Below are 13,819 nucleotides of genomic sequence, written 5' to 3'. Positions count from 1 at the left end.
TGCTCATTAAATCATTCCGTAGCGATATTCTGGCAGAGAAGCCAATTCGAACTCAGCAGGATAGCTCACGCCCGTCAAATAAAGGCCATCAGGCATAAATGTCGGCGGTGCAGACGTTCTGTTTTTTTGCGCCAATAACCAGCCCATCCATTCTGCAGAAGCCTTGCCTTTACCAACGTAGAGCAGCGCACCCATGATATTTCGTACCATATGATGCAAAAATGCGGTCGCAGAGAAATCGACGCACAGCATATTGCCATGCTCGGTAATTTGAATATTTTGTAAGTGCTTAATCGGAGATAGCGCCTGACATTCAGCAGCCCGAAAACTACTAAAATCATGCTCGCCCAACAAAAACTGCGCCGCGGCACGCATCTGTGCAATATCAAGATCATAATGCACCCAGCCCACTCGCCCAGCTTGCAAACTAGGACGGATAGGGTGACGCAATAAGAGATAGCGATAATGACGTGCGGTGGCAACAAATCGGGCATGAAAATGCTCAGGCACTTCTTGCGCCCAAAGCACTGAGATACCTGCGGGTAAAAAACTATTTACACCGCGTACCCATGCGGTAATTGGACGCTGAGCATCGCTGTCAAAATGTGCAATTTGCCGTGTAGCATGAACGCCAGCATCAGTACGACCTGCCGCATGTATCCGAACCGGATGCCCGGCCATCCTACCAATTGCGCGCTCCATCTCGCCTTGGATTGTATCCATCTGAGGCTGCACCTGCCAGCCACTAAAATCACGACCATCATACTCAATCGCTATGGCAAATCGTTTCAACGCCAAAACCCATCCATCCCCAAAAAAATAGAATACAAAACCAGAGCACCTTGTCCAAACAACAAACCCAATTGCAGTCGATTGATCGGAATATACGACAACTCAATGGTGTGACATGCTGCTGGCTGCGGCTGCAAAATCAGCGACAACAAAGCCTTAAATCCTAGCTTGGACTCCAGCAAGGATTCAGCCACTTGCAATGTTAAAGCAAAACGGACAGCAAATCGCACCCGTGCATTAGAAAAGTACTGCAAAGGGTATAAAAAGAGGTAAAAAGAGGAGAAAACCTCATTGCTTGTTAATCTTTTAAGCAGGATTTGCAAGCTGGCAGCAACAACTAGCAGCCGTCCTACTTGATCAACACCCAAGCTTAAACCGACATCAGTAGGCGACAACACACCCAACCAAAGATAGCGCCCCGGCGTACTCCAACCATAAATCAGCACGGTAACGAGTAAGAGCCACTTTAATTTTGACAAGCTTCGTTGCAATCGTTGCCGAGCATATTTCGTCGCGATGAGCACGACGATCAGAACCAAAAACCAAAGATTATGGCGCTCAAGCCATGGCAGCAACAATAGCAACCACAGCCAAAGCGCCAAAAAATTCACTGGATGTAAATTCAGGATTAATTCCAGACTGTAACAGTTTACAAATCAGCCAAAAGTGACTGAGCTAAACCCTGCTGCTGTGCACTTCCTTCTTGCAATGCTTCTTGAAGAATCTCTCGAGCGCCCTCAACGTCACCCATATCAATATAAGCACGGGCTAAATCAATTTTTGTTTGCACCGGGTCATCCGCAGAGAAATCCATTTCACTCGACGTGGCAGCCTCATCCAAGCTCAAGCTAATATCATCCAACGCAATATCTTCAGTTAGACTGGCATCTAATTGCTCGTTAGCAGAAGTCGCATCTAACTCAGAACCGACTGGTGCGGCCAAATCAAAATTGAAATCCAAACTCATCTCATTTTCTGGCTCGGTAGCCTCCACCTCTGAAATGCTTTCAGAAAGCGGCTCGGAAAGATCTAACTCAGGCAGATTTTCCTCAGGCAAAGCCAAATCAAAAGTGGATGCCGGTGCGCTTAAATCGGCGTCCAGATCCAAAGAGCTCGCCAAAGCGTCAAAATTTGACAAATCAAACTCGGCATCTGGACCGGCATCTGCATCTGCGTTCAGTGAGGTTCCAAAATCAAATTCAGCCAACTCATCAAGATCCGATAGCGCCTCCTCCATCGAGGCAGCTTCTACAGGCAACTCAATCGGCAAGTCCAGCGCCATCATTTCGTCAGCCAGCGGCGACTCGCTCTCTTCTACACTTGGCGCATTCGTTGGCGCTTCGATTTTTTCCACCCCCAAATCGGCCTCAACCGATTCTAACGCGGCACTCTCTGTAAGATCGAAAGATAAATCCTGATCCAAGTCCAGATCAGTACCAGCCAAGCTTTCAGCAAATTCAGACTCCAAATCAGCCTCTTCAACTGGCACATCAACAATTGGCGCTTGATTTTCAGAAAAATCGGCTTCAGCACGATCAACTGAAGGCGACTCTACATCCAATTCAAAATCCAAGTGCTGATTTACCACTGCAGCAGCCGCCACGACTGGTGCAGCGCCCATAACAACCGCAGCAACAGCTCGAGTATCAATAACACCACCTTGCTGATACAACGGATTTTCTGGGTCTATCTCGCTACCAGTTTGCGCCACGCGATCCCAGTGCTCACCCTTGCCACCTGTCATGGCGAACAACGCTGAGGCATGCTCTTCGTAAGAGATCAAATCTTTTCGAGCGGCATAAATATCCAGCAACTTCATGCGGATTTCATGCCGCGAAGGATCTTTATTTAACGCATCTTTTAAGATTTCTTCTGCCTGTGCATCACGGCCATACGCCATATACACTTCGGCCTCGGCAATTGGATCAACCTCATCGGTATCAATCGTGCCTAAGCCTTGTCGACTAAAATCAGTAAGGAACGAATTTTCGGTAGATTGGGTGCTAATTACTCCGCCCCCTGTGCTTCCCAATACCGTATTGGCCTTTAAATCACCACCCGTAATAATGCTATCTTCAAACACATTAGGGCGCTGACGTCGCCGTACCATCCACAAACCACCAACACCCAACAACACGGCCAAAGCGCCGCCACCCAATGCCAGCGGATTTTCAAATAGACTCGCTACGAAGCCAGTTTCCTCTGGCACGTCAGCGACGACTTCAACGCGTTTTTTGGTTTTGACCGCTGGCGCACTAGCAACATGACTCGCCACAACCGCACTCGCGACCGTTGCCGGTGCTGCGACCTCGACTTGCGAAGAGGTCGAAGCAACAGAAGCTACAGCCTCCGCACTGGCAACATCACTGGCCTTAGCCTTCATTGCAATTAAACGCTCCATATCACTGACGTTTTTCTGCAACTCCGCGACACGCTGATTCGCCTCATTCAGCGCTTTTTGCCGTGCGGCCACCTCTTCCTCTAAAGCCTGAACCTTGGCTAAATCGCCTGATTTTTTAGCTAAATCAACCGCTTTGGACAGCTTCAAGACATCTTTATTTTTATCAACTGCACCTGCGCCTTGATCTTCGACCTGAGTAACGATCTTACCGCCAGCCGATTGAGCCGCCAGATCCCGTGCCGAAGATTTTGCGGCGAGATCACCGAGCTTACTTCGGTATTCATTCCAATTTTCGGCCTGTACTTTAACTTCTTTGCTGGCCTGCTGAGCACTCAGCGCCTGTAACTCAGCCACGGGCGGCACGCGCAAAATCTTGCCCCGTTTCAACCGATTCATATTGCCATCAAAAGCGTCAGGATTATTACGATACAAGCCAACCAAGACCTGATCCAAACTCACACCACTCGGCTGCACTGCCCTCGCCACACCCGATAGCGTATCGCCGCCTTTTGTCTTATACGACTCAGCATCACGCGCCTCTACCGAAGATTCGGTAGATCGTGCTTTTTCATTCAAAGGGGCTGATTGAGACTGACTTGGCTTGGCTTTAATCACACCGGAACTACGCACGCCGGGCAAAGCACTCGCAGCAAATTTGGTCGATGCCGTCGGCGAATAACCTGCAGGATCAATCAATGCGGTGTACTCTCGCTGAATACGACCAGTAGCCCAATTAAGTTCCAATAAAAAATCAAGATAAGGCTCAGAAATCGCTTGCGAAGACTTGACTGCAACATAGTGCTGACCATTGCCTCGCTTCTCAATATTAAAGCGCAGCCCTAAAGCCCCTGATGGGTAAGCAATTTGCGCATTTGAAAAAGCCTCAGGCGAAGCCAAGCTCACCACCAATGAATCGGCTTCGCCCGGCAAAACTGAAACCAAATCAATCTCTCCACGAAAAGGCTGCCCCAAGCCGGATAAAACATTCAGCCGACCCAAACCCGCTGCATTAGCAAACCAAGGTAAAGCAGCCATCGTCACGGCCAGTACGCATGTTTTAAATCGTGGCGTCTTAAGCACAAGCAATCTCCCAATCGCGATCATTCTAAATTTTACTTCATTCTTATCTTGATTATATTCAATCAATAACAAACACGAATCAAGTACAAAGCTTTCAAATTAAGACAGCGTAATTTAATTGCCGTCAAATGATACATATTATTTACAAAAACTTTCTCGATAATACTAACAATTCAATCTAGAACAGAATTTTATATTCATTTTTTGCTTCGAGCGTAACAGACACGCTACGTTTTTTAGGGATTTTTGCCAAATCCCAAGCAGAAAACGCCCAAAGCCATAAATTTTTTAAATCGGCGCTTTGTAATTCGACTGGTGGCTGCTGGCCCAAAAAATCAAGACATTGCCATAACTGCAAAACTTCTGACCCTATTTGCAAGGCTGGCGCTTTATTTTGCTTACTTAGCTTCTCGCCCCCCAAATCAGCAAGCAGCGGAATATGTGCGTATTTTACCGTGGGCAAACCAAGGGCCTGCTGCAATGCAATTTGTCGAGGGCTTGAATCGAGCAAGTCGGCGCCCCGCACCACATGCGTCACCCCTGAAGCGGCGTCATCAACAACCACGGCCAACTGATATGCCCAGCAACCATCTGCACGGAGCAAAACAAAATCGCCAACATCCTTTGCTAAATTTTGGGTTTGCCATCCTTGAATTTCATCCAAGAATGAATAATCTCTATCTTCCGTTCGCATACGCCAAGAATGCGCACCCCTTTTTTTTGTAACGCCAAGCCGACATGTACCAGGATAAACAACACCATCTACACCGGAACGCGCATGAAGTGCGATTTCTCTCCTAGAACAAAAGCAAGGGTATACGCGCCCATCCCCTATCAAATCAGAGAGAGCAGCCCTATACTGTGAATACTGACTTGATTGATACAAGACAGGTCCATCCCACTCAAAGCCGAATCGTAGTAATGCATTCACAATCGAGTCAGCCGCGCCAACCTCAATTCGCCCTCGATCTACATCCTCTATTCGTAACAACCATCGCCCAGAATGAGCCCTCGCCTCCAAGTAACTGGCAGTAGCTGCCAACAAAGAGCCCATATGCAAGTGCCCAGTAGGACTGGGTGCAAAACGCCCAACATATGGAGAAACAACAACGTCTGAATGATCACTTTGACTAAAACCCATGATTAACCAGTTAAGACCACAGTCTGCTAAAATAGTGACATTTTTACAGTCGACACAAAAAAGGACAAGCGATGACTTACGTTGTGACCGATGCCTGCGTGAAATGCAAATACACAGACTGCGTTGATGTGTGCCCAGTAGATTGCTTTCGTGAAGGCCCAAACTTTCTCGTTATTGATCCAGATGAATGCATCGATTGCACCTTGTGCGTAGCAGAATGCCCAGTCGAAGCCATTTACGCAGAAGACGACGTCCCCGCAGAGATGCACGATTTCATCGCACTCAATGCTGAACTGGCAAAAACATGGCCAACAATAGTTGAGAAAAAAGATCCGCTTAACGACCATGCAACATGGGCAGCCATCAGTGGGAAAATCGACGAAATCGAACGTTGATACAAATTAGTTCCATATAAAACTTGCCTAAATTGCAAAAAAAGGCTAAATTCATTGGTTCTACAACCTTGCCTAACCGTGGTCGCTAGCGGTAGGCTGTAACCCGTAAGGAGACTTCATGCGACATTATGAAATCGTATTTATCGTACACCCTGATCAAAGCGAACAAGTTCCAGCAATGATCGAGCGTTACAAAGCCCTGATTACTGCAGGTGCAGGCTCAATTCACCGCTTGGAAGACTGGGGCCGTCGTCAATTGGCTTACCCAATCCAAAAGATTCACAAAGCTCATTATGTAATGATGAACATCGAGTGCAGCCAAGCAACTTTGGATGAAATCGAGCACGCATTCAAATTCAATGACGCAGTTTTACGTCACTTGACACTAAAAACTGATGTTGCTGCAACCGAAGCTTCGCCAATGATGAAAGAAGAAAAATCTAAATCATTGTCACAAGCTGCTGGTGAAGGCCTAGCCGCTTAATTCGGCTAAATTGAACTTACGAAACCGAGTACTAATCGAAGGTTTTTTGGTTAGCGATTCAAGTTTACGCAACACACCAGCAGGTATTCCTGTGATTGAAGGGCGGATACTCCACCAATCATCACAAATGCAGCTTGGCAGTGCTCGCAAAGTTGAATGTGAAATTCCTTTTTTAGCCCTGGGCGACATCGCGCAAGCAATTGCCAATCTTGCCCCAGAACAAAAGCTAAAATGCAAAGGATTTCTCGCAGCAAAAAGCCAACGTTTTCGTCATGCTCTGGTTTTGCATATTGATGCATTTGAACTTTTGAATTGAGGAAATCTCATGTCTCGCAATCTTTTCAAGCGGAAGAAATTCTGCCGCTTCTCTGCCGAAGGCATTTCGCACGTTGATTACAAAGACGTTGCCTTGCTTAAAGACTTTATCTCTGAAAACGGCAAGATTATTCCTGCACGTATCACTGGTACTAAAGCTAAATACCAACGTCAATTGTCGACTGCCATCAAATTGGCTCGCTTTTTGGCTTTGTTGCCGTACACTGACCAACACTAATCGAGCAAGGAGAACTTAACATGCAAATTATCCTACTCGAAAAAGTAGCAAACCTAGGTACATTGGGCGACGTAGTTAAAGTGAAAGACGGTTACGCACGTAACTTCTTGATCCCACAAGGCAAAGCAAAACGCGCAAATGCAGCTAACTTAGCTGAATTTGAAGCTCGCCGTGCTGAGTTGGAAGTTAAACAAGCAGAAATCTTGGCTCAAGCACAAGCTCGTGCAGCTCAACTAGAAGGCGCAACCTTCACTATCGGCCAAAAAGCCGGTGTTGATGGCCGCTTGTTTGGTTCAGTAACGACTCAAGATATCGCTGATGCAATTACTGCAACTGGTATCGAAATCAAGAAATTTGAAGTGCGTTTACCAGAAGGCCCATTCAAAGCCATCGGTGAATACGAAGTGGCATTAGCATTGCACCACGACGTTGTAAGCACAATTAAATTAGTTGTTGTTGGTGAAGCTGCTTAATTAGCCTCAACAAGATGATACTAAAAAAGCCATGGATAACCATGGCTTTTTTTATTTTGCCAAAGCTTTTAACACTCTAGAAACTGCAACCAAACCAAATGTTGCCGTCACCGTCATGACCGCCCCAAATCCACCCTCGCAATCTAAACGAACCCCCTCACCAGCCTGAGGCTTAATTGCACATACCGAGCCATCAGCTTGTGGATAGACCAATTGCTCAGTCGAATACACACACTCAATCCCGAATTTTTTCCCCTGCTTCGGAAACTGATAATCACGACGCAACAGACTACGCACCTTAGATGCTAAGGGGTCTTGTAACGTCCGACTTAAATCATCGACTGTAATTTGCGTCGGATCAATTTGACCTCCCGCCCCACCAACAGTAATCAGCTTTACTTTATTACGCCGGCACCACGCAATCAAAGCCGCCTTGGTTTTAACGCTATCAATGCAATCGATAACGAAATCAAATTTCCCTGCCAAATATTCAGCAAAATTTTCTGTAGAAATAAAGTCTTCTATCTGCACAACATTCATTTCTGGATTGATTGCCAACATTCGTTCCGCTAGCACAGCAACTTTCATCCGACCAAATTCGCCCGTCAAAGCTGGCAACTGCCGATTAGTGTTAGAAATGCAAACATCATCCAAATCAATCAAAGTCACCTGCCCAACACCAGAGCGCGCCAAAGCTTCTGCGGACCAAGAACCAACACCACCAACGCCAATCACACAAACCCGAGCAGAATGAAACTTTACCAAACTCTCTGCACCATACAAACGTGCAATACCAGCAAATCGCCGAAGATACAATTCCGACATAGCCATAATACATTCCCTCAAAACAACACAGCCCCACATGGGGCTGCGTTTAAACGTTAATTATTTTTTACTCTAACTTTTTTATGTTGAGGTTTTATCCCGCAACGATGTCATGCCTTAGGTGCCGCTTTACGCCGAACAGTAGGCTTTTTAACCACTTCATCTACCGCAGGTGTCATCGCATCTGGGGGCGCCGTTGGTTGCACATCATCCACATCCGCACGCTGAGGGCCGCCGGGCATGCCAAAACCTGTGAAAAGATTTTTTGCACGATCTTGCAGTTGCTGCTGCATATCAACAAACATCGTAGTACTACTTTCCAAATAGTTTCCCATCATGTTTTGTATCGCCGGGCCTTGGAACTTCATAAACTCGCCCCACAAATTATGATTACTAAACAGTGGATTATCAGCCAGCGTCGTTGATTTAGCTTGATCTTGCAATCGCCCCTGCATTTCAGCAAATAGCTGCATGTTTTTTTCTAGATAATTCCCCATCAGCCCCTGCATTGCATGACCATAAAAACGGATGATTTGGGTCAGAACATCATAAGAAAACATAGGCATACCACCAGCCTCTTCCTCCAAAATAATTTGAAGCAAAACACTGCGTGTTAGATCTTCACTGGTCTTCGCATCAACAATGGAAATATCCGTCCCATCTAGCACCAGCTGCTTAACATCCGCTAGCGTGATATAGCTACTGGTATGGGTGTCGTATAAACGACGATTTGGATACTTCTTAATGACACGCTTTTCGACACTCATTGACTCAACCCTCGAAAAATTGAACTACTCACCATACCAACAGAGAATAGCCCTGTGCAGAGACAGGCGCAACATGATGCACTGCACAAAATTATATTGACAACAATAAAAAGCTCTTCCAAAATGAATGCGTATTGTGCACTGCAGCAATTGCCAGCTTGCGTCTGGTTTAGCCCGTTACCATTCAGGAGAATTTAGCATGACAACAGCACAGCAACAACTAAACGACTTTGCAACCGAACAACTGGAAACAGTATTGCGTTTCGCGCGCATATCAATTGATACCGCCGATCGTCTTGTTCAATTACAGATTGAAACCGCAAAAAATACGCTAGAAGAAAGTGCTCGTAATGTAAAACAATTTAGCACATTTAAAGATGCACAAACTGCATTTTCTAACCAACAAAAGCTCTCTGAAGCTGCGATTGAACAATCGCTCGCTTATGGCAAAAATTTATATGAAATCGCCTCTCAAGCCCAGACTGAATTTAGCAAACTGATTGATGAGCGCAGTGTATTTTTTAACAAGAATGTTGTTTCTGGCTTAGATCGTTTTGTTAAATCAGCACCTGCCGGGGCTGACGTTGCCGTAGCTGCAGTAAAATCAACAGTACAAGCCACTGCTGCTGCTGTAGACAGCATGACCAAAGCTGCCAAACAAGTTGCAGACTTCGCCGACGCCTCTGTAAAAGCGGCATCAACAGCCACTGCAGACGCGGTAAAAACTGCCAGCAAAAAAACCAACAGCGCAGGCTCTACAGCTCAATAACAGCTCAAATACAACCCAAACAAACGGGCACTTAAAAGTGCCCGTTTTTTATTTATTGAAGCGCCTTAGGCGCCTCACTCTTACTCTGGCGTTGATTCAGTCACAACTTCCACCACCGTAGGCGCAGCAACGGCAGCTTCATCATTCAAAACAGCCTTGATTGACAAACGAATACGACCTTTTTCGTCTTGCTCAATCACTTTAACACGAACAATTTCACCTTCTTTTAGGTAATCGCCCACGTTATTGATACGCTCATTCGCGATTTGACTAATGTGTACCAAACCATCTTTACCAGGCATGATTGAAACAATAGCACCGACGTTTTTATCCAAAATCTTAACGACTGGACCTTCGTAGATACGACCAATTTCAACTTCAGCAGTAATTTCTTCAATACGACGACGCGCTTCAGCCGCGCCTTCTGCCGAAACAGAAGCAATCGTAATGGTGCCATCTTCAGTAATGTCGATTTGCGTGCCAGTTTCTTCAGTCAACGCACGAATAACCGAACCACCTTTACCAATCACATCACGGATTTTTTCTGGATTGATTTTCATGGTGTAAAGACGTGGAGCATGCTCGCTCACTTCTTCACGGGCACCATCAAGAGCACCTTTCATAATACCGATGATGTGAACACGACCTTCTTTAGCTTGATCAAGCGCAACGCGCATGATCTCTTTAGTGATACCGGTGATTTTGATGTCCATTTGCAGCGCAGTGATACCGTTTTCTGTACCTGCAACCTTAAAGTCCATATCACCAAGGTGATCTTCATCACCTAAGATATCTGACAACACAGCGAAAGCATTACCTTCTTTAATCAAACCCATTGCGATACCCGCAACGTGGTTTTTCATCGGCACACCCGCATCCATCAATGCCAAACAACCACCGCAAACCGAAGCCATTGAAGACGAGCCATTTGACTCAGTGATTTCAGACACAACGCGCATTGAATACGCGAAGTCTTCTTTGTTTGGCAACATTGCAATCAAAGCACGTTTAGCTAAACGGCCATGACCGATTTCGCGACGCTTTGGCACACCAACACGACCTGTTTCGCCTGTCGAATATGGTGGGAAATTGTAATGCAGCATGAAGTTATCGGTATAACCACCATGCAATGCATCAATTTTCTGCTCGTCCAGCTTAGTACCCAAAGTTGCCGCAGCAATGGCTTGAGTTTCACCACGAGTAAACAACACCGAACCGTGTGCGCGTGGCAATACGCCAGTGCGAATCGAAATTGGGCGTACAGTGCGCGTATCACGACCATCGATACGTGGCTCACCCGCAAGGATTTGGCCACGAACAATTTCGCCTTCCAAGCCTTTGAAGATACCTTTGATTTCATTAGCCGCTAAAGTGCCTGTTTCTTCAGTAATCAGCGCGTCTTTAACCAAAGCCCAAGTTTCATTGATTTTTTGTGTACGAGCTTGTTTTTGACGTAGTTTAAAGCCCTGCGCCAAGCCTTCAGCAGCAATACTGCGAACTTGTGCAATCAATTCTTCATTAGCAACAGGTGCAGTCCAGTCAAACAATTCTGGGTTAACTTCATCCGCCAATTCATTGATTGCGTTAATAGCCACTTGCATTTGCTCGTGACCAAATACCACCGCACCCAACATCACACTTTCTGATAATTCGTTGGCTTCAGACTCAACCATCAATACCGCTTGGCTCGTACCAGCAACCACTAAGTCCATTTGGCTGTCTTTCATTTCAGACATCGCTGGACACAATACGTATTCGCCATTGATATAACCCACGCGCGCTGCGCCAATAGGGCCATCAAAAGGCACGCCAGATAATGTCAATGCAGCAGAAGCGCCGATCATTGCGGCGATATCAGAATCAACTTCAGGATTAATCGACATCACCGTTGCGATAATTTGGATGTCGTTAAAGAAACCTTCAGGGAACAACGGACGAATCGGACGATCGATCAAACGGCTCGTCAATACTTCTTTCTCCGATGGTTTGCCTTCACGTTTGAAGAAACCACCAGGAATTTTACCTGCAGCGTAAGTACGCTCTTGGTAATCAACAGTCAACGGGAAAAAATCTTGCCCAGGTTTTACCGAGCGGGCAGCAACGACAGTCACTAATACAGATGTACCATCCACATCCACCATCACGGCGCCAGTAGCTTGACGGGCAATTTCACCAGTTTCGATAGTGACGGTATTTTTGCCGAAAGCAAAAGATTTAGTAAATTTATTGAACACTCGTTGTCCTTTTCACAATGTTTGCCAACGATCTTGGCGAGAGAAACTTCCGCTGCGATGGGATCGACGGCTACGTTTAGCCTGCACATCGCCGATTCCGGCACAACCTAACTCTACTCTGCCGCCGGAATCGCTATTGGGCAGAATAAAGCTTTAAAACTTAAAGAGCATAAAGAAAAAAGTCGCAATCGGTTGACTGCGACTTTTGTCGTTAGGTCTTACTTACGTAGACCCAATGCAGCGATCAAGCTGCGATAGCTATCATTGTTCGTGCGTTTGAGATAGTCCAACAAACGACGACGACGAGAAACCATAGCCAAAAGACCACGACGTGAGTGATGATCTTTCTTATGTGTTTTAAAATGCTCAGTCAAATCATTGATACGAGCAGTCAACAAAGCAACTTGAACTTCAGAAGAACCAGTATCGCCTTCCGCATGTTGGAATTTTTTTACTAATTCAGCTTTTTGAGCAACAGAAACAGACATTCAACTTCTCCAAAAAATCATCTTACGATGATTAGACAAGCATAGATTGAGTCTTACAACCCATTCCAGCTCCATTAACCTTCTACCCCACATGGGTAGAAAGCAGTCGTTTGGGTCGCAGCACGCCATCAGCGCCCACTTCACCCAAACCGATAAACACAGGATTATCCGACTTTTCGCTAAGTCCGTAAAGCCTTAACTCACCCTGCGGCGGTTTGACCAAATCCAAAATAGGCATACCATTGCGCATGAGTGCAGTTTGTGACAGATTGAGCTGCACACTTGGCAACTCAATAATAAGTTGCTCAGCGGGTAGCAACTTCGCTTCGCGAAGTGGCATATCCATCGCAATGTATTCATCCAAGGTAATGGCATCTTCGAGTTTAAAACCACCCGTCAAAGTTCGACGCAATCCAGATAAATACGCACCACAACCCAAAGCATTACCGATATCTTCGGCCAACACTCGGATATACGTCCCTTTGGAACACAACACATCAACCACCAACACAGGCGCATCATACGAAACGACGTTGATTTCATAAATCGTAATGGGGCGAGATTTTCGCTCCAAAACAACGCCTTCACGGGCATATTCATACAGCGCTTTGCCAGCAACCTTGAGCGCTGAATACATCGGGGGAGTTTGTTCAATTGGCCCGGTAAACTGAGCCAAAATCGGCATGATTTCTGCCAGATCAGCAGGAGCTACGCCTGTCTCGCTAATCTCACCTTCGCCATCTAGCGTTGTTGACATCTGCCCAAAGCGGATCGTTGCGCGATAACCCTTGTCGGCATCAAGCATGCGCTGAGCAAACTTTGTCGCCTCACCAAAACAGAGTGGCAACAAACCCGTTGCAAAAGGATCTAACACCCCAGTATGACCGCCCTTTTCCGCCTGTAATAACCAGCGGCATTTAAGCAAAGCGCCATTACTTGAAAATCCAAACGGCTTGTCTAGCAATAAAACACCATCAATTTTACGCTTGGCCATCTTCTTCTGGCGCTTTCGGCAATGCATTAGCCTGATCAATTTTTTGCGTTAAATTCATGCCGTACTCAATGGATTCATCATATTCAAAATGCAACTCAGGCATTTTATACAAAGAAAACCCACGAGCGATTTGCGCACGTAAAAAGCCTTTAGTACCTTCAAGCAAACGAGCGATTTCTGGACGATGACTCACGTCACCCAAAAAAGTATAAAACACCTTGGCGTGCGAATAATCACGTGAAACTTCAACGTCAGTCACCGTAATGAGCGAAGCTAGCGGATGATCCAACTCGGCACGAATCACCGTAGCCAAATCGCGTTGAATTTGCTGAGCGACACGGTCAGCACGAGTAAATTGTTTATTAGCCATAGTCTCTGTGAGGAGGACGGTGCGAGGAGTGAGGTGAATAACCTCTCAACACC

16 protein-coding genes are annotated in these 13,819 nt (G+C 46.1%); 6 read left to right on the top strand and 10 right to left on the bottom strand.

Going from position 1 to position 13,819, the window contains the following annotated elements; genetic code table 11:
* Window positions 1–6 precede the first annotated feature (6 nt).
* The 4 genes from truA to gluQRS all read right to left on the bottom strand — a co-directional run bounded on the left by truA (window position 7) and on the right by gluQRS (window position 5,327).
* The gene (truA, locus tag HQN60_RS12215; protein ID WP_173533907.1) at window positions 7–798 is read right to left on the bottom strand and encodes a tRNA pseudouridine(38-40) synthase TruA; all 792 of its coding nucleotides are present in this window, start codon (window positions 796–798) and stop codon (window positions 7–9) included.
* Window positions 789–1,271, bottom strand: coding sequence for a hypothetical protein (locus tag HQN60_RS12210; RefSeq protein ID WP_173533906.1), 483 nt, complete (start codon window positions 1,269–1,271; stop codon window positions 789–791). Before HQN60_RS12210 ends, truA begins: the two co-directional genes overlap by 10 nt.
* A gap of 170 nt (window positions 1,272–1,441) precedes the next feature.
* On the bottom strand, window positions 1,442–4,273 hold the full coding sequence (locus HQN60_RS12205; RefSeq protein ID WP_173533905.1) for a motility hub landmark protein FimV: 2,832 nt from the start codon (window positions 4,271–4,273) through the stop codon (window positions 1,442–1,444).
* 178 nt (window positions 4,274–4,451) lie between these two features.
* Window positions 4,452–5,327: a tRNA glutamyl-Q(34) synthetase GluQRS gene (gene gluQRS / locus HQN60_RS12200; RefSeq protein WP_308419442.1), complete on the bottom strand. Its 876-nt coding sequence runs from the start codon at window positions 5,325–5,327 to the stop codon at window positions 4,452–4,454.
* Window positions 5,328–5,485: 158 nt separating this feature from the next.
* On the opposite strand from gluQRS, the gene fdxA reads away from it, so the two are divergent.
* The 5 genes from fdxA (at window position 5,486) to rplI (ending at window position 7,319) form a co-directional block, all read left to right on the top strand.
* Window positions 5,486–5,809 (top strand): ferredoxin FdxA, encoded by a 324-nt coding sequence (gene fdxA / locus HQN60_RS12195; RefSeq protein ID WP_173533903.1) that lies wholly within the window; start codon window positions 5,486–5,488, stop codon window positions 5,807–5,809.
* A gap of 118 nt (window positions 5,810–5,927) precedes the next feature.
* Entirely contained in the window at window positions 5,928–6,293 is a 366-nt protein-coding gene (gene rpsF, locus HQN60_RS12190; protein ID WP_173533902.1) for a 30S ribosomal protein S6, read from the top strand.
* A gap of 46 nt (window positions 6,294–6,339) precedes the next feature.
* A complete protein-coding gene (gene priB, locus HQN60_RS12185) occupies window positions 6,340–6,609 on the top strand; it encodes a primosomal replication protein N (RefSeq protein WP_173533901.1) in 270 nt (89 codons plus the stop codon).
* A 9-nt stretch (window positions 6,610–6,618) separates the two neighbouring features.
* Window positions 6,619–6,846, top strand: coding sequence for a 30S ribosomal protein S18 (rpsR, locus tag HQN60_RS12180; protein WP_173533900.1), 228 nt, complete (start codon window positions 6,619–6,621; stop codon window positions 6,844–6,846).
* A 20-nt stretch (window positions 6,847–6,866) separates the two neighbouring features.
* Window positions 6,867–7,319: a 50S ribosomal protein L9 gene (gene rplI, locus HQN60_RS12175; RefSeq protein ID WP_173533899.1), complete on the top strand. Its 453-nt coding sequence runs from the start codon at window positions 6,867–6,869 to the stop codon at window positions 7,317–7,319.
* Window positions 7,320–7,370: 51 nt separating this feature from the next.
* Here rplI and tcdA read toward each other — a convergent pair whose 3' ends face one another.
* Both tcdA and phaR read right to left on the bottom strand, forming a co-directional pair.
* Window positions 7,371–8,150: a tRNA cyclic N6-threonylcarbamoyladenosine(37) synthase TcdA gene (gene tcdA, locus HQN60_RS12170; RefSeq protein ID WP_217390134.1), complete on the bottom strand. Its 780-nt coding sequence runs from the start codon at window positions 8,148–8,150 to the stop codon at window positions 7,371–7,373.
* A gap of 104 nt (window positions 8,151–8,254) precedes the next feature.
* A complete protein-coding gene (phaR, locus tag HQN60_RS12165) occupies window positions 8,255–8,911 on the bottom strand; it encodes a polyhydroxyalkanoate synthesis repressor PhaR (RefSeq protein WP_173533898.1) in 657 nt (218 codons plus the stop codon).
* Window positions 8,912–9,110: 199 nt separating this feature from the next.
* Here phaR and HQN60_RS12160 point away from each other — a divergent pair, with 199 nt between their 5' ends.
* Window positions 9,111–9,680 carry a phasin family protein gene (locus tag HQN60_RS12160; RefSeq protein ID WP_173533897.1) on the top strand — a complete coding sequence of 190 codons (570 nt, stop codon included), beginning with the start codon at window positions 9,111–9,113 and terminating at the stop codon, window positions 9,678–9,680.
* An 80-nt stretch (window positions 9,681–9,760) separates the two neighbouring features.
* Here the strand turns inward: HQN60_RS12160 and pnp are convergent, their stop codons facing one another.
* From pnp to rbfA, 4 genes are all read right to left on the bottom strand, one after another.
* Window positions 9,761–11,914 carry a polyribonucleotide nucleotidyltransferase gene (gene pnp, locus HQN60_RS12155; RefSeq protein WP_173533896.1) on the bottom strand — a complete coding sequence of 718 codons (2,154 nt, stop codon included), beginning with the start codon at window positions 11,912–11,914 and terminating at the stop codon, window positions 9,761–9,763.
* 218 nt (window positions 11,915–12,132) lie between these two features.
* Complete coding sequence (gene rpsO, locus HQN60_RS12150; protein WP_173533895.1) at window positions 12,133–12,402, bottom strand: 30S ribosomal protein S15; 270 nt, start codon at window positions 12,400–12,402, stop codon at window positions 12,133–12,135.
* An 82-nt stretch (window positions 12,403–12,484) separates the two neighbouring features.
* Window positions 12,485–13,396 (bottom strand): tRNA pseudouridine(55) synthase TruB, encoded by a 912-nt coding sequence (gene truB / locus HQN60_RS12145; protein ID WP_217390132.1) that lies wholly within the window; start codon window positions 13,394–13,396, stop codon window positions 12,485–12,487.
* Window positions 13,383–13,766: a 30S ribosome-binding factor RbfA gene (gene rbfA / locus HQN60_RS12140; protein WP_173533893.1), complete on the bottom strand. Its 384-nt coding sequence runs from the start codon at window positions 13,764–13,766 to the stop codon at window positions 13,383–13,385. Before rbfA ends, truB begins: the two co-directional genes overlap by 14 nt.
* Between the last annotated feature and the right edge of the window lie 53 nt (window positions 13,767–13,819).

It is taken from the genome of Deefgea piscis (assembly GCF_013284055.1).
Lineage (GTDB): Bacteria > Pseudomonadota > Gammaproteobacteria > Burkholderiales > Chitinibacteraceae > Deefgea > Deefgea piscis.
Note: the sequence above shows the minus strand (reverse complement) of the source record. Positions and strands in the feature narration are given on the sequence as shown.